The organism is Nostoc sp. TCL26-01, from assembly GCF_013393945.1.
GTDB lineage: Bacteria > Cyanobacteriota > Cyanobacteriia > Cyanobacteriales > Nostocaceae > Trichormus.
Genome location: NZ_CP040297.1, coordinates 2,820,459 through 2,836,191, shown reverse-complemented (window position 1 = coordinate 2,836,191; position 15,733 = coordinate 2,820,459). Strand labels below are relative to the sequence as shown.

Annotated in this window: 19 protein-coding genes; 4 read left to right on the top strand and 15 right to left on the bottom strand. The window is 41.3% G+C overall.

Annotated elements, in window-relative coordinates; all coding sequences use genetic code 11:
- The first annotated feature begins 144 nt into the window (after nt 1-144).
- The gene (locus tag FD725_RS12150) at nt 145-1,776 is read left to right on the top strand and encodes a trypsin-like peptidase domain-containing protein (RefSeq protein ID WP_179048391.1); all 1,632 of its coding nucleotides are present in this window, start codon (nt 145-147) and stop codon (nt 1,774-1,776) included.
- 30 nt (nt 1,777-1,806) lie between these two features.
- On the opposite strand, the gene FD725_RS12145 is transcribed toward FD725_RS12150, so the two are convergent.
- Both FD725_RS12145 and FD725_RS12140 read right to left on the bottom strand, forming a co-directional pair.
- Nucleotides 1,807-2,214, bottom strand: a complete 408-nt coding sequence (locus tag FD725_RS12145) for a type II toxin-antitoxin system VapC family toxin (RefSeq protein ID WP_179048390.1) — start codon at nt 2,212-2,214, stop codon at nt 1,807-1,809.
- Complete coding sequence (locus FD725_RS12140; RefSeq protein WP_179048389.1) at nt 2,211-2,465, bottom strand: hypothetical protein; 255 nt, start codon at nt 2,463-2,465, stop codon at nt 2,211-2,213. The genes FD725_RS12145 and FD725_RS12140 overlap by 4 nt, the downstream gene beginning before the upstream one ends.
- An 86-nt stretch (nt 2,466-2,551) precedes the next feature.
- Between FD725_RS12140 and FD725_RS12135 the strand changes: the two genes are divergently transcribed.
- Nucleotides 2,552-2,800 (top strand): hypothetical protein, encoded by a 249-nt coding sequence (locus FD725_RS12135; RefSeq protein WP_179048388.1) that lies wholly within the window; start codon nt 2,552-2,554, stop codon nt 2,798-2,800.
- A gap of 82 nt (nt 2,801-2,882) precedes the next feature.
- Here FD725_RS12135 and FD725_RS12130 read toward each other — a convergent pair whose 3' ends face one another.
- Genes FD725_RS12130 through FD725_RS12120 form a run of 3 tightly spaced genes read right to left on the bottom strand, consistent with a single transcriptional unit; the run spans nt 2,883 to nt 3,651 of the window.
- Complete coding sequence (locus FD725_RS12130) at nt 2,883-3,143, bottom strand: type II toxin-antitoxin system RelE/ParE family toxin (protein WP_179048387.1); 261 nt, start codon at nt 3,141-3,143, stop codon at nt 2,883-2,885.
- Nucleotides 3,143-3,358 carry a hypothetical protein gene (locus FD725_RS12125; RefSeq protein WP_179048386.1) on the bottom strand — a complete coding sequence of 72 codons (216 nt, stop codon included), beginning with the start codon at nt 3,356-3,358 and terminating at the stop codon, nt 3,143-3,145. Before FD725_RS12125 ends, FD725_RS12130 begins: the two co-directional genes overlap by 1 nt.
- A gap of 56 nt (nt 3,359-3,414) precedes the next feature.
- Nucleotides 3,415-3,651 (bottom strand): DUF433 domain-containing protein, encoded by a 237-nt coding sequence (locus FD725_RS12120; RefSeq protein WP_179048385.1) that lies wholly within the window; start codon nt 3,649-3,651, stop codon nt 3,415-3,417.
- Between the two features lie 135 nt (nt 3,652-3,786).
- On the opposite strand from FD725_RS12120, the gene FD725_RS12115 reads away from it, so the two are divergent.
- A complete protein-coding gene (locus tag FD725_RS12115; RefSeq protein ID WP_179048384.1) occupies nt 3,787-4,122 on the top strand; it encodes a XisI protein in 336 nt (111 codons plus the stop codon).
- A gap of 81 nt (nt 4,123-4,203) precedes the next feature.
- On the opposite strand, the gene FD725_RS12110 is transcribed toward FD725_RS12115, so the two are convergent.
- On the bottom strand, nt 4,204-5,610 hold the full coding sequence (locus FD725_RS12110; protein WP_179048383.1) for a serine/threonine-protein kinase: 1,407 nt from the start codon (nt 5,608-5,610) through the stop codon (nt 4,204-4,206).
- Nucleotides 5,611-5,713: 103 nt separating this feature from the next.
- Between FD725_RS12110 and FD725_RS12105 the strand changes: the two genes are divergently transcribed.
- Entirely contained in the window at nt 5,714-6,172 is a 459-nt protein-coding gene (locus tag FD725_RS12105) for a retropepsin-like aspartic protease (protein WP_179048382.1), read from the top strand.
- A 115-nt stretch (nt 6,173-6,287) separates the two neighbouring features.
- On the opposite strand, the gene FD725_RS12100 is transcribed toward FD725_RS12105, so the two are convergent.
- From FD725_RS12100 to FD725_RS12060, 9 genes are all read right to left on the bottom strand, one after another.
- Nucleotides 6,288-7,715, bottom strand: coding sequence for a YcjF family protein (locus FD725_RS12100; RefSeq protein ID WP_179048381.1), 1,428 nt, complete (start codon nt 7,713-7,715; stop codon nt 6,288-6,290).
- A 41-nt stretch (nt 7,716-7,756) separates the two neighbouring features.
- Nucleotides 7,757-8,236 carry a group I intron-associated PD-(D/E)XK endonuclease gene (locus FD725_RS12095; protein WP_179048380.1) on the bottom strand — a complete coding sequence of 160 codons (480 nt, stop codon included), beginning with the start codon at nt 8,234-8,236 and terminating at the stop codon, nt 7,757-7,759.
- 447 nt (nt 8,237-8,683) lie between these two features.
- Nucleotides 8,684-9,637: an asparaginase gene (locus FD725_RS12090; RefSeq protein ID WP_179048379.1), complete on the bottom strand. Its 954-nt coding sequence runs from the start codon at nt 9,635-9,637 to the stop codon at nt 8,684-8,686.
- Nucleotides 9,638-9,717: 80 nt separating this feature from the next.
- Entirely contained in the window at nt 9,718-10,221 is a 504-nt protein-coding gene (locus FD725_RS12085; RefSeq protein WP_179048378.1) for a CGLD27 family protein, read from the bottom strand.
- Nucleotides 10,218-10,676 (bottom strand): ribosome silencing factor, encoded by a 459-nt coding sequence (gene rsfS, locus FD725_RS12080; protein ID WP_179048377.1) that lies wholly within the window; start codon nt 10,674-10,676, stop codon nt 10,218-10,220. The genes FD725_RS12085 and rsfS overlap by 4 nt, the downstream gene beginning before the upstream one ends.
- A 299-nt stretch (nt 10,677-10,975) precedes the next feature.
- On the bottom strand, nt 10,976-11,737 hold the full coding sequence (locus FD725_RS12075) for a peptidase (protein ID WP_179048376.1): 762 nt from the start codon (nt 11,735-11,737) through the stop codon (nt 10,976-10,978).
- A gap of 18 nt (nt 11,738-11,755) precedes the next feature.
- The gene (gene secG / locus FD725_RS12070; RefSeq protein WP_179048375.1) at nt 11,756-11,989 is read right to left on the bottom strand and encodes a preprotein translocase subunit SecG; all 234 of its coding nucleotides are present in this window, start codon (nt 11,987-11,989) and stop codon (nt 11,756-11,758) included.
- A gap of 179 nt (nt 11,990-12,168) precedes the next feature.
- A complete protein-coding gene (gene gpmI / locus FD725_RS12065; protein ID WP_179048374.1) occupies nt 12,169-13,770 on the bottom strand; it encodes a 2,3-bisphosphoglycerate-independent phosphoglycerate mutase in 1,602 nt (533 codons plus the stop codon).
- A 190-nt stretch (nt 13,771-13,960) separates the two neighbouring features.
- Nucleotides 13,961-15,655, bottom strand: a complete 1,695-nt coding sequence (locus FD725_RS12060) for an ABC-F family ATP-binding cassette domain-containing protein (protein WP_179048373.1) — start codon at nt 15,653-15,655, stop codon at nt 13,961-13,963.
- Nucleotides 15,656-15,733: the final 78 nt, after the last annotated feature.

The following is a 15,733-nucleotide window of genomic DNA, read 5'->3' as shown; positions in this document are numbered from 1 at the left end:
ATTTTGTATGTTATCCCAATTAAACCAACCTTGTATTTTCACATTTTCTAGTAATTTAATAAGGCATACAATCAATTACATTTACTCTCTTATGGCTGTACCGATTAAAAAAGAAGTATTACAAAATCATCAGGAGAATAAATCATGAGGGTGGCTGGTGTACTTTCAGCATTATTATTGGGTATAACAGTTGTCATAGTGCAACCAGCCGCTACAGCGTTGACACCGAAAGAAATTTCTGAAATTGCTCAACAAATTACAGTCCGCATTGATGGCGCAAATACTGGCTCTGGAGTAATTATTGAGCGTCAAGGTGATATCTATATTGTGGTTACCAACTGGCACGTAGTCCAACTTGAAGGTAACTACACAGTACAAACACCAGATGGTAAAAGATATACATTCAATAAGAGTCAAGTTAAGCAATTTTCTGGCGTTGATTTGGCGGTATTTCAGTTTACGAGTAATGCAAATTACCGTGTTGCCGAAAAGGGAAATTCTGACCAAGTAGCATTAGGTACAAATATTTCTGTAGCAGGTTATCCTCAAGGAACATCAGACATTGATTTTCGTAGGGGTGCAATTTCCCGTCTCGTGAGAAACCCAAAAGATGGTTATGCCTTTGTGTATGACATCGGTGGTTTTCCGGGGATGAGTGGGGGAGCGATACTCGATGAGCAGGGTAAATTAGTGGGGATTCACGGAAGGGCTATAACTCGTCCAGATACTAATGCTACTACCGTGTATGGGATTCCGTTGAAGACTTATTTAAGTCTTGCGCCATCTGTGCAGCCGATAGCAACTGCACCAGCACCGACACCTACACCCACCCCAAAGCCACCACAGTCAATCACCTCAACACCTGTAAATCTTAATAACTCATCCGGCAATTTTGTTTTAGCTAAAACCCTCAAAGGTCATTCTAATTGGGTTAAGTCAGTCGCCATAAGTCCAGATGGCAGAACTTTAGCTAGTGGTAGTTATGACAACACTATCAAAATCTGGAACATCGCCACAGGGGAAGAAATTCGTACCCTCAATGGTCATTCTTATGATGTTTGGTCAGTCGCCATAAGTCCAGATGGCAGAACTTTAGCTAGTGGTAGTAATGACAGGACAATCAAAATTTGGAACATCGCCACAGGGGAAGAAATTCGTACCCTCAAGGGTCATTCTGATTGGGTTTGGTCAGTCGCCATAAGTCTAGATGGCAGAACTTTAGCTAGTGGTAGTCGTGACGAGACTATCAAAATCTGGAACATCGCCACAGGGCAAGAAATTCGTACCCTCAAAGGTGTTTTTAGTTGGGTTAGGTCAGTTGCCATAAGTCCAGATGGCAGAACTTTAGCTAGTGGTAGTGATGACAGGACAATCAAAATCTGGAACATCGCTACCGGGCAAGAAATTCGTACCCTCAATAGTCATTCTGGTTCGGTTTATTCAGTCGCCATAAGTCCAGATGGCAGAACTTTAGCTAGTGGTAGTTCAGACAAGACTATCAAAATCTGGAATATCGCTACAGGGCAAGAAATTCGTACCCTCAATGGTCATTCTAATTGGGTTAATTCAGTCGCTTTTAGCCCAGATGGCAGAACTTTAGCTAGTGGTAGTAATGACAAGACTATCAAAATTTGGAATGTCGTTACAGGGCAAGAAATTCGTACCCTTAATGGTCATTCTGATTCGGTTCGTTCAGTCGCCTTTAGCCCAGATGGCAGAACTTTAGCTAGTGGTAGTTCTGACGCGACTATCAAAATTTGGCGGTTGTCTGAGTAGCTATTTTCTGCTGGAATACTACACTAGTTCTCAAGGAAAAACCTCAAATGCTTGATTGCCATACAATCTATATATTTGAAAATCCCTATCAAGTGTAAAAATTCTTCTCTGATTTAAAGATTCAGCCATAGCTACCAAAGAAGCATCTCCTAAATCTATTGGTATATCTCGATATTGCTCCATTAACACTTGCATTCTCTGCTGTTCTTCTATAGTGTTGGTATACAACACAAGAATTTGATCAGCGATATAACCCCATAATTCTTGTTGTGCTAACCAGCCACCATAGCGACTTAGCAGATACATTGCTTCTGTAAAACAAGACCAAGTTGTCACAAGTGGTGCAGATAGCTGAGGTAAAATATCTACACAACGCTGATGATTAGAATCATTTCTGTTAATTAGAGCAATCAGAGCAGAGGCATCACAAATAATCACTGGTTTAATGTTGAAGAATTATACTGATTTTCTAGTAATTCAGCAAAAGCCTCTCCTGTAAACTCAGATAAATTAGAGGGTTGAAAATGAACTTTTCCCACTCTTCCTTGCAACCGCTTACCTAAGTTTTCTTCTACTGGTTGACTAGCAGTTTCAGTAGTTAAAATTGTCAACCTCACTCGTTGTCCGGCAAATTCAGTGGCGTGTTGCAGAATTTCTTCCCAAGTTCCTTCAAAAATCTGTTGTGTCATAATCAATTTTAATAATTATTGAATTGGTAATAAATACTATATTACCAGTTAGCACTTATAAACGAGCTTAAGAATTGGCTGTAATTATGTATGAACAATTGATAAATTTCGAGGAGATTTTTAACTTAGCATTTAAGCACACTGAAGAATTAATCGAACTCGGCTTTGATCTAAGTGATAATTGTGGAATAACAGAACTAGAATCGGTCGCAAATCAATATCCAGAACTTACTGAACGTTGTAATCATGCCTTGCTAGAACTGATTAAAAAGCAAGGTAAGAGTCCTGCGTTTGTAAGTGCTGGATACTCGGATAATGATTTAGAGAGTTTTTAGTTCATGCAGGCGAGTCTAGTTGTAAAAAATTGTAGGGATTGTCTGAGTAGTGATTTTCTCTGATTCCTTGGATAAAACGCGATTAATTATAAATATCTCGGCGATGTCCAATTTTGTGAATCGTGATTAATAAAGCTTCAATATCGAAGGAATAAATAACCCGATAGTTTCCTACTCTCAATTTGAACAGACCACTCATATCAGCACTCAAAGCTTGAGGAGTCAGGTTATCAAAATTTTCACATAACCAGCGAATTTTACGTAATAAACGCTCTTGAATTGTTAAAGTTAGTATTTCTAAACCAGCGATCGCTTCGGCTTTAAACTCGACTTGATAGCTCATTACCAGTTCAATCCCAGTTTTTTCGCCACTTCTTCCGCAGAAATACCACGTTCCCCATTTTGAGTACGCTGTAGCGAATCAAGGAGTTGCTGCTTGACTTCAGGCTTTACTTCCCTATCCTCTTCAAAATCAATCAACAGGGATTCAATGGTTTCTGTAACAATTTTCTGTATCAACAGTTTTAGTTCTTCAACTGTTAAATCTTTAACTTGCATAAGGTTAAATAATCACAACAATTATCATACTATTGTAGTAATATATATTAAAAATATCAAGACAAAAAAGGTAGCATATACAAAGATTCATCTCGCATACACTCAGCAACAAAAGCAAACACAGCCTGCACAGATTGTGGTGTTAAAGTTGGATAATTATCTAAAATTTGCTGTACCGTCCAACCATTAGCAAATAAACCTAGTATAAATTCCACAGATAATCGTGTACCTTTGAGTGTTGGTTTACCTAACAATATTTTGGGGTCAGAATGAATATATTGCTGCCAGTCCATAAATAAGGAATTTTTATTGTAATAGTAATCTTAATTGTATGTTGTGTAAAGTGTAGTAACAACTAATAGCTGCAAAATTTATGAATTTCAATTAAAGCTAGTGATTTACGATACTGAAATTGAGGAGATAGTAAGATGGATAAGTTAGAAAAATATCGGGAATACATTCAGCAACTTTTGACAAAATATGGTAGTTATAAACCTTCTTATAGAGATGTAGAAGTAGAACAAATATTTGATACTGTGCGCGACCATTATCAAATTGTTCATGTAGGTTGGGAAAATAAACGTCGTGTATATGGTTGTTCAATACACATTGATATCAAAAATGAAAAAATTTGGATTCAATGGAATGGAACAGAGATAAATATTGCGGAAGAATTAGTGGCGATGGGTGTTCCCAAACAAGATATTGTCATAGGATTTCATTCACCTTATAAAAGAAAATTTACAGATTTTGCTGTGGGTTAGGAAGTAAATTGATATTTTGCAACTGCCGACATAATAAACTTTCGTTGAAAAAAAGTTTCATAAACTGCAAACAATAAAAAGTCATTCCGCTTTAATTTCCAAGGAATTAATCATTTCTTCTACAACATCTAAATACTTGTTATATTCTTTATCTTCTGCTGTATAAGTAATAAAGTAAGCCTTACCATTTCTGACTGTGCCAATTTCCATAGATTGCAGCTTACATTGTTCTTCTTGGCGAGTATAAGTTAATTTATAAGCCTGAAATTTTGATAGGGTTGTTGATGGTTGAGAATTATCTGTAATTTGTTGATTGGGATTATTCCTGGTGATTTTCCTGAATGCTAGATTTTTATATTCTTCTAAAGATAACAATTTTTGAGGTAATTCATTAGTATTAATTGTAATTTCCAAGAGACAAGAATCTGTCTGATTTTGATTTTTTGGGATAAAGCGGATTAATTCACCGCCAATATCATCACTGGGTTTAATTAGTTGCCAATTCTCTGAGGGATATTTAATGGTGATACCAGAATTAAGCCCTTCGTAAGTTGCAAAAGTAAGTTTTGGCTTACTAAATTGAGAGAAGATCCAGAAAATTAAAAGAGTAATTACTACTAATACACCAATTCCTAACCCTACTTTTTTGAGTGAATATTTGGGAGATATAGTTTTCACCGCTTCCAGTGCTTCACTAGCTGAGTGGTAACGCTGACGGTAATCGTAGCGCACCATTTTATCGATGATATTTGCTAGTTTAAGACTAACTTGAGTGTGAGTACGCCAGACAATTTCCCCTGTTTGTGGGTTTGTCGGGAATCCGCTAGGATAGGGATTTATCCCCGTTAAAGCTTGTATGGCAATAATTCCCACGGCATAAATATCACTGTGGAATGTTGGTTGACCTTTTGCTTGTTCACCAGGCATATAACCAGGAGTACCAATAGCAACTGTTAAAGTCGGTTTTCCTTGAGGATTGACAACTTGAGTAGTAACTTCTTTAACTGCACCAAAATCAATTAAGATAACTTTGCCATCAGACCGACGACGGCGAATATTTGAAGGTTTGAGATCCCGATGGATGAGGTTCTGTTGATGAACAAAAGCTAATACTTCTAAAATATCCTGTAAAAGTTTAATGACTATCGGTTCACTTAGTTGTTGACCTAAGATTAATTCTTGAGTCAAGTCGTGACCTTCTATATATTCCTGTACTATATAAAACTGTTGGTTTTCTGCAAAGAATGCCAGCAGTCGCGGGATTTGGTCATGATTTCCTAACTTTTCTAGTTTTTCAGCTTCGGTGTCAAACAATCTTTTGGCAACTGTCAAACTATATGGGTCGGTAGACATGGATTTAAACTGTTTGACAATACATTGAGGATTGCCCGGTCTGCTGATGTCAATAGCTATAAAAGTAACTCCAAATCCCCCTTGACCAAGTTGTTCTAGAATTTGGTAGCGTCCACCGAGAATTTGACCTATCATGCAAGTTACCAATGTCTGTCTTCTGAACTTTTTTATAGTCAAATATTAACTCGGCGTTTGTGTCTCTAGCTTAAAAGTAAAGAGCTTTTAGGAGTAAAAAGAAATGGGTAAACTCGTAATACCAAATCTTCCTTATAAGCAAATGGGGCAAGTTATAGTTACCCTGACTGTGACAAATAGAATTGATCAAGTACTGGCCCAGCGAGGCTTTATTTCTCCTGAAGAAGTTTGTGGTTGTATCCTGAATGATGTTTTAGTAGATACAGGTGCTACCTTACTATGCTTACCCAGTAGTGTTATTAATCAACTAGGTTTAACTCCAGGTGGAGAAGCTCAGGTAGAGACAGCAGCTGGAGTCAAGCAAGGAAGAATTTTCCGAGATGTGGAATTGAGTATTGCAGAAAGTCGAGGAACTTTTGATTGCTTGGAATTGACAGAAGTACCCTATGCTCTTTTAGGGATAACACCAATGGAAATTTTAGGGTTAGAACCAGACTTAAAAAATCGTCAATTGCGAGTGTTACCAATGAATTATGAGCAAAGTTATTTGAGTATTTTGTAATAGCTTTTTTCAACAATAATGTGTATTTATGGTTAGTTGGCTACCAAATTATTTTTTAGATTTTTATCTCAAGAGGCAAAGACGCATCAGCAAAACTTAGCGCCTTTGCGTGAAATTATCCCACTTCAACCGCCTGTACTTCTGGCGACAAACGCTTCATCCCTTGCTTGACAAAACCTTGCAGAAAACCTAGCTGCTGATTTTGTTGGAAGACGTTTTGTAAGGTTTGGCGTAATTTGTCTAGATTCAAATTACTTCCAGAATCTAGGGCTATTTCTTGTTGCTCAAAATAGGTTATGAGAGTTAAACCAGCAACCCTGGTGAGATAAGCTGCACTGACACCTTGGACTAAACCACCGGCGACAAAGGTAACGGCGTTACTTTTGAGGACTGTGGTGATAGCTTTGGTGGAAAGTTCTACTAAGCCCAACTTCAACATCAGGCTTCCCATTGTTCCGGCTACTGTTTGCGCCTGTTCTAGAGAGAACTTCTGCTGATAGATATTACCTAAATCCATCACCATTTGAGCATTGATTGCCGCAGTTGCTAGGATATCTAGGGCTGGTACTGGGTTGGCAAAGGCAGCAGCCGCCGCTATCCACTGATATTGTTCGATAATTGGGATGGAGCGATCGCCTCTTACACTATTTAACCAGTTTTTCGCCTCAGCTTTTAACAATCTGGCTTGTCTCGTAGTCGTTGTCCACACCAATTGTTGCGTTTGCTGTGCTAAAAGTTCACTCAATTGCTGTGTCAACTGCTGGACATCGGGTGCGGGTTGTTCCATCCACTCTTGTACAGCACCATCAGCTTCATGTTTTCGGACTTTGATGGCGACGGGAGAAGCACAAACAGCAACTACATGATCTTGCACTCGCTGTTTTAATGAGAGTGATATACTAGCTCTCTCGTCTGGTAAATACTGGTCTTGTTTGTTGAAAACCAGAATTTTGGGCTGGTTTGCTGCTTGTATTTGTTGTAAGGTTTGAAATTCTGTATCTGTCAAATCACCATTGGTTAGGAACAGGACAGCATCAGCCTTGGTAATTTCTGCCAGAATATGAGTATCTGAGCTATTACCTACTTCCTTAAATAATGGTGCTGTTTCTTGGAATGTGACTCTTTGCTGGCTAGACTCTAGCACTCGAATTAAAGTACTCTTACCAACTGATTGTCCACCAGTGACAGCCAGTGTAATGTTTTGCCTGTCCAACTCCAACTGTAATTGAGCGAGTTGTGTTCGCAGTGGTTCTAAAGCTTGCTGGTTTTCAGCTTCTTGTGCTAACTGATTAATTACAGCTTCAGTTTTGGCGATCGCACTTTCTGCCGTTGCTCTATCAACAAGCTTACCATTTAGCTGTTCTGTACTGTCTTTTGGTCGCTGACGTTTAAAAAACCACAAGCCACCACCAACCGCTAAAGCACTGAATAGACTCAGTTCACTCAACTGTACGATTGAATGATGCCAACTTTCCAGCATCCACAAGGAAAAGGATAATCCTAATCCTCCGATTAAAATTGGTCGCTGCAACTTCACAACCATGATTCTCTGCACTTTTTGGAAGATTCCAACTTAAGAATAGATCAAAAACCTGACTCACCGAATTGCATTGGCGAAAAGACACAATTTTCTTTACTTGCTGCTTGTAAGATTAACTCCCAAGCTTGGCGATATTGTGTAGAACGAGGTTTACGCTGCCGTTTTTCGGTTTCGACAAGGTGTATTTCGCTACCATAGCCGATAAATACATCTACCGGAAAGATATAGAACAAGTCGAGTTTCTCTATGTACAATAGGGCAAAATCAAAGTCCGATTGTGTATACGCTTCTCGAAGCATGAGCCTACGGTTGGTTTTAGTGCGGCGATTATCTACAACATAATTACCCGATGGCTCATCTAACCAAGCGTATTTGACTTGAATTTTAATGAAAGTCCTCTCCATATCAAATACTAAATCGTCAGGTAAGCGATCCCCCACTGGCCTTAAAACTCCCCAGCCACGCTTTAAGGCATGAAGTATGGCTGCTTGTTCCGCTATATCTCCCTTAAGTTTTGTGTCCATTGGCTAGAGGAAATAACCTAATTTCAGCTTAAAACAAAACCCTGCAACTCTTAAAAGTTACAGGGTTTTATTCTCTATTTGGTGGCGGGAAGTGGATTTGAACCACTGACCTTCGGGTTATGCTTACCATCTACAGCTTTCACTGCCCAGCTTTACTGGTTTGTGGTCTGGACTGTCCCTTCACCCTCAGCATTACTGTTAGGGTGCTTGCCTCCCAGTCTCTACACCTTCTCTGTTTCCAGAGCTTGGTTCGGGATTACCGCGCTATTGGCTTCCCCGAGTTTGACAAGTAATCGTACACGAGTTTCTTCATGCACCGCCCACTGCAAAGTCAATTAAAAAGCGCTTAGTTGACTTTACCTTTGAGCCCGACGAGCTACCAGGCTGCTCTATCCCGCGTCGTTTGCTTCACTTATCTACTGTAGCTCAATCTGATAAGTTTGGCAACTACAAAAGCGATAATTCTCCCACAACCTCTAGACGGGTGTATTTTCCAGGGTTCATAAACTTTTCTGCCAAGCTTTCGGCGACGCTGGGGGTAATCCAACCCATCTGTTGTAGTAAGTAGATGGCAACGGCATATTTTGCCCGTTTAGAGCCATCTATAACTTTAATGGTCAATCCCATACCTTCACCGAGTCTAGCAATGCACTGGATGCCCTCTGCACCTGCTTTGCTGACTAGTTCGCCTGGGGTGAGACGCATTAGTTCTGTGTCAAATTCCCCATCTCCGGCTACCATTGCTGGATGATGGCTCATAGCGCGGACAATGCGTTCCATATCCAAGTTGTTGCTGGCGGCTAGAAGTGCGTATAAGGAGGCAATTTGCCCTAGTTGTAGCAGGTATGTGGGTGCGCCACAGTCATCGTGAGCGCTGATAAACTCTGCGGCTGGCATTCGCAGTAATTCTGCGACTTTAGCCAAGATTAACTGCTGGACTGGGTGCTTGCGGTCTAAGTAATTATTTAAAGGCCAATGGCGCTGCTGACAAACTGCCAACATTCCTGCGTGTTTACCAGAACAATTGTATTCCAGAGGACTTCTTTTGCCTGGAGGAATGGGACATTGGAGTACTGAAGGATCAAGATCAGCTCGCCAAAGGATGTTAAATGTTTGTCGTACCTGCTCGATTGTCCCTCTGTGGGAACTGGTGATGATGGCTAAGTCGCGATCGCTCAGATCATAACGTTCCAGTGTACCTGTCGTAGTGACTGCCAGTGCTTGAAATGGTTTGAGTGCAGAACGGACAAAGGTAGCTGTTTCCGAATTACCGGCAACAGTAAGTACTCGCCCTCGTTCGTCACACACAACAGCCTGGACGATGTGTCTTGATTCAATAATACCTTCTCGCAACAACCGGACTTCCAGTGCTGCGGCTTGAGTTCGCTTGCCCATTGTCATGGGTTAAATTTTATCTCTTTTTAGTTATTAATCAAAAGTCAACAGTCCATAGTCAATTGACGTTGACTTTTGAGTGTTGACTATGAAAACAAATGCCAAACTATAGTACCAGTAAGAAAGATTCCCGCCAAGCCAGCGAAGGTAAATTGTAACCGTTGGAGAATTGGTTTAATTTCGTAGGTGACAATCAGGCGATCGCGGTTGAGGACTTCTGGTGGTTTAATCCAAGTTTGACCATCATACCAGCCTGATTCCTCATAGAATACAGTTGTATCGTAGAGGCGATCGCGCACATACAGCCATCCCAGGTACAAACGCAGCAAACTCAGTACTACTCCTAGACTAGCTCCAGCCGCACCACAAAGCATAAAGTGAACTATGTATTTATGTGGAGGAAAACTAGCTGCTGCTACTGGCCCAGCCACCAGCCAAGATAAACCCCAAATCCAGATTAATTTTGTGGTATAATCTCGCCAAGTTAAGGCACAATCACGAAATAGCCAGGAAGTTTTTAGCTCTTCGTACTCGTTGAGTGGCTGTTGGTCTATAGGAACTGGACAATTTGCCAGGGACGACTTCATCATGTTGGCTTACCCTCATCCTCATCAGATTTTGGCAGAGGAATACGTTCTGCATGAACCCAGAATGCTTCTAAATTATAAAACTCTCTTTCCTTCGGCATCATGATATGGACTATGACATCGCCGTAGTCTTGTAGAACCCAACTTCCTTCGGCTTTTCCTTCTGTCCGCAAAGGTCGTCGTTGCCAATCACTTGCTACTTGTGCTTCAATTGCGTCAGCGATCGCTCTCACTTGGACTTTAGAATAACCAGTCAACATGACAAAGTAATCTGCCAAGTAAGAAACATCAGCGACCCTCAGTACTAAAATATCTCCCGCTTTCCGGTCTGATGCAGCTTCAGCAATGGTTAGAGCCAAATTTCCACTCGACTCAGTTTCAGCCTCTGGACTTCTGATAGCACTCTTGGCCACTGAGACGGACTTTAATGGTAAATTTCCTTGGAAATAATCAGTCATTCAACCTCAGATGCTTTATCCTTTTTACGGTTCTTGAGAATTACTAACAAACAACAATCTAACAGGAACTGTGTCTATTGGTTTTTTTGAATACTAACAAAAAAACTCTTGTCTATGGCACTAAAGTAGTAATTGGCTCACATATCGCAATATAACTGAAGCAGCATTTGCAGGTAGGGTTTATGTAGAGATTAGACCAGAAATGCTCAAATATCAATATGTTCCAATAATCATCATACAACAAACCCACTCTGGCAGATTCTGCCTCAAGTCTGATTGAGAATAATTATTGATAATCTCTATCTTGAGATTGAGGGTGAATGTTGCCAACCCAAGCTGGTGGGCTGTTCATAAATCCGCTTTAAGGTATTTACATCTCTAGTAGAAATTGGTGGTGGGTTACGGACTTGAGAAAAATATAGAGCATCGGTTGGTAATGGACTATGTCCCCAAATACCCAAAGCGTGACCAAGTTCATGACGTGCGGCGGCGATAAGATAATTACCTGTCTGGCTGGGACTCAACAAAATAGTGCAGCGATGCCATAAGATGTTGTCGCTCGTGTATAAATCGTAGCGAGTCAGTGCAGAACGCGCACGAGGAACTTTATCTTCACCTATTTCTAAAGGAGGGGTTTGACGCTTAAATATAATATCGGCAATTTCTGGTTGTTCAACAACTGTCAATGGTAAATAATTGTTCCACTCTTGGACAACTTGCAAGATGCTGTTAACCCATTGTTGGTTAACTACTGGTGGTTGTTTGATGTAAACTCGCACCGGAAATCGTGACCAAATTAAATAACCTACTGGAGTTGTAGCGATTTGAGAAAAATAATCACCGCTATTTGTACTGTCTTGCCATTTTGCAAGCGTAGATGGTAAGGGATGAGAGTGAGATGATGTGGGTGAGGAGTTTGCACCTAAAGTATTGCTCCAGGGAATATTTGTCAAAATAATGAGCAGCCCTGTACTAATAGTGAAGACGAGGGCTGCTAGTAAGCGCTTGGTTATAAAATTTTTGCGGTTATGAGGTTTTGGGTGCCGAATTTTCTTGCCCATTTACTCATCCCCTTGATTTTATTTAGGTAGCCAGCCGGCACTTAAAACTACTGTTAAACCCATAAATATGACTGTTAATGCCCAAGTAATGCGGTTAAGGGTGTTTTCAGCGCTTTTGGTACTACTAAATAACTGTGCTTGTCCACCAATGGCTCCAATGCCATCACCTTTGGGACTGTGAAGCAATACCAAAATAATCATACCTGTCGCGGAAAGCGCCCAAATTAGTTGCACTATATTAGTAATTGTCATGGTAGCAATCTCTTTCTTTTATCACAAGTTTCTAAACGGAAGGGTTTTTCAGGGGAGAACAGTTAACAGACTCTGTGTTTTTTGTGTCTCTGTGGTTAAATAAGTTATTTTTACCACAGAGGCACAGAGACACAGAGAGAAAAATCACTACATTGACACAGTGACTGTTCTCTCATAGCTCAGTTAAGACCTACTGGTATGCGAGTGCGGGGGTTTTGCACATCGTATGCTGTCGGTTGTAAGAGCGATCGCCCTGTCATTTCTGGTGGTTGGGGTAGTTGTAAAATATCTAAAATTGTGGGTGCAATGTCGGCTAGTTTGCCATCGCTGCGTAGTTCAACATTGGTAGCACTTCCAGGGATTTTTACTTTTTCGCCTTCCACTAAAATTAGGGGGACTGGGTTAGTAGTGTGAGCTGTCCAAGAATTACCTGCTTCATCTAGCATATACTCAGCGTTGCCATGATCGGCAGTAATAATTGCTGTCCCACCTGCTTTGCTGATGCCTTCTAACAAACGACCCAAACAGCGATCAACTGTTTCAATGGCAGTGATTGTTGGTTCTATTTGACCAGTATGCCCTACCATGTCTGGGTTAGCATAATTGATCACAACCAGGGAATATATACCTTTTTTAATGGCAGCGATCGCTGTATCTGTGACAGCTGCTGCTGACATGGCTGGGGCTTTGTCGTAAGTTGCGACCATCGGACTGCTGACAAGTTCCCTGTCTTCCCCAGCAAAAGGTTCTTCCAAGCCACCGTTAAAGAAGTAAGTGACGTGGGCATACTTTTCGGTTTCGGCAGTGCGAAACTGTTTTAACCCTTGATTGGCGATGACTTCACCCAGAATATTACTGAGATTTTGCGGCTCAAAGGCTACATTTACAGGTAGATCACCATCGTATTGGGTAAATGTGACAAAAGACAAAGGTTTAACCTGTTGTCTGGCAAAACCTGTAAATTCGGGGCTAACAAAAGCTTGAGTTAGTTGTCTAGCGCGGTCTGGGCGGAAGTTGAAGAATATCACCCCGTCTCCTGGCTCGATTGTACCAGGAGCAATGCGAACTGGAACGATAAACTCGTCCGTCACCCCTTCGGAATATGAAGCTTGCAAGACATCAACAGCCTTGCGACCATCACCCGCACCGACTTGTGTCATCACATCGTAAGCCCGTTGTACCCGATCCCAACGGCGATCGCGATCCATTGCATAGTAGCGCCCGCTAATTGTGACTATGCGGCCAATACCTAGACGTTTTGTGTAGTCTTCTATAGCAGCGATCGCTTTGATGCCGTCTACTGGTGCAGTATCACGACCATCGGTAATAGCGTGAATACAAACGTCGGAAATTCGCTGATCTTTGGCTAAGTCAATTAGTCCGAACAGATGGGTGAGATGTGAGTGTACACCCCCCTCAGAACAAAGCCCAACTAAGTGTAACTTGCCATTTCGAGAGCGAACTTCCTGGCAAATTTTGACAAGAGCTGAGTTGCTGAGGATAGAACCATCTTCCACGGCATCAGATATGCGTACCAATTCTTGTGGTACGACTCGCCCAGCACCAATGTTCAAATGACCAACTTCTGAGTTACCCATTTGACCCTCTGGCAATCCTACGGCTTTCCCTGATGTATGGATGAGGGTGTGGGGATAAGCTGCCCATAAACTTTCCATGACTGGAGTTTTGGCAGCCATAATGGCATTTCCTCGCTTCTCCTCGCAGTAGCCCCATCCGTCTAAAATGACTAGCACCACAGGAGCAACAGGTGCTTTGGTCATAGTAAAATTGCCCTTTACTTTTTGTAATACCCGAATGATACCACTGCTAATTACCACTGCAAGTGAATTTCTGCTTATTAACTTTTTTTATGACATAACTCTATATTTTTTTAGCTTTTCTTTAACCTAGTCATTAGTCAATAGTCAATGGTCATTGGTAAAACTCTTACCCATTACCCATTACCCATTTTTATTTCTTCTTACCGCCAGCCTTGGCAGATTTAGCGGCTTTTTTAGCAGCTTTTTCCGCAGCGATCGCTTCTAATCTGGCAGCTTCTTTTTCTTCCGCAATTTTTGTCAGATAATAGTGATAATCGCCTAAGTAGACGCGAAATTCTCCATCTCGAATTTCCACAATTTTGTTAGCTACCTGAGAAATAAAATAGCGATCGTGAGATACGACTATGGCTGTCCCATCATAGTTTTGCAGCGCTTCTTCCAGCATTTCTTTGGCTGGAATATCTAGGTGGTTAGTAGGCTCATCTAAGATGACTAAGTTGGCTGGACGCAAGAGCATTTTTGCTAAAGCTAAACGTGCTTTTTCGCCTCCACTTAATGCTTCTACTAGCTTAAATACTGTGTCACCTGTAAACAAAAACTGTCCTAACAGGGTGCGGACTTCTTCGTTTTTCCAATCAGGTACTTCATCATGAATAGTTTCCATGACGGTTTTTTTCAAGTCTAAGGCTTCGGCTTGGTTTTGTTCAAAGTAACCAGGAATGACGTTATGATCGCCCAATATCACACTGCCTTCACTGGGAGGTTCTAAACCCATGATTAGCCGCAATAGGGTAGATTTTCCTGCACCATTGGGGCCTAAAAAAGCAATGCGATCGCCTCTCTCAAGTAAAAGATTTGCACCCAAGAATAAAATCTTATCATCGTAGATGTGAGTTAAATCCTTGATGATGACAACCTCTCGTCCACTCCGGGGTGCAGGAGGAAAGCGGAAATGCAAGGTTCTCACCCCAGATATAGGTGCTTCGATGCGTTCGATTTTGTCTAGTTGCTTTTCCCGGCTTTTTGCTTGAGTACTCCGGGTAGCACTAGCGCGGAATCTGTCAACAAAGGCTTGCTGTTTGTCGATTTCTTTTTGCTGACGTTCGTAAGCACTCAGTTGTGCTGACTGATTTTCCGCCTTTTGTTGTAAGTATGCAGAATAATTACCGAGGTAGGTGCTAGAAACACCCCGTTCAGTCTCGACTATTTGTGTGCAGAGGCGGTCAAGAAATTCCCGGTCATGGGAAACTATCACCATTGGTGTGATCAGCTTTTTCAGATAATTTTCTAGCCATTCAATAGTTTCTAAATCTAAATGGTTTGTCGGTTCGTCCAGCAGTAAGATATCTGGTGCTTGCAGGAGAATCTTACCTAAACTCATCCGCATTTGCCAGCCACCAGAGAAAGCACTGACTAAGCGATCGCCGTCTTCTTGCTCAAACCCCATTTCTGGTAAAATTTTCCCGATGCGTGCTTCCAAGCCATAGCCATCCAAAGCTTCAAACTGACGTTGCAAGCGATCCAATTTATGAATTAGCTCATCTAATTCTTCTGGAGTCGCTGTTTCCATCTCACGCTGTACTTGAGTTAAGGCTAGCTGTGCTTGGTTTGCTTCCTTAAAGACTGTCCAAAATTCTTCTCTAACGGTACGCAGGGGATCTACCTCAAATTCTTGGTTAAGGTAGGCAATGTGTAAACTCGCCGGCCGAATAATTTCCCCAGATGTGGGTTCCATTTCCCCAGTGATAATCTTTAGCTGGGTGGACTTTCCTGCACCGTTTACGCCAACTAAACCAATGCGATCGCCTGGTTTAACTTCCCAGTTGATGTCTTTGAGAACTTCGCCTGTAGGATAAATTTTACTTATATGTTCTAGTCGCAGCATCGAGTTTCTCTCAGGTAGGAATTATAGGATTTGAGGACGAAGTAACAACACTGTGTCCAATATTAACAAAAATTAACC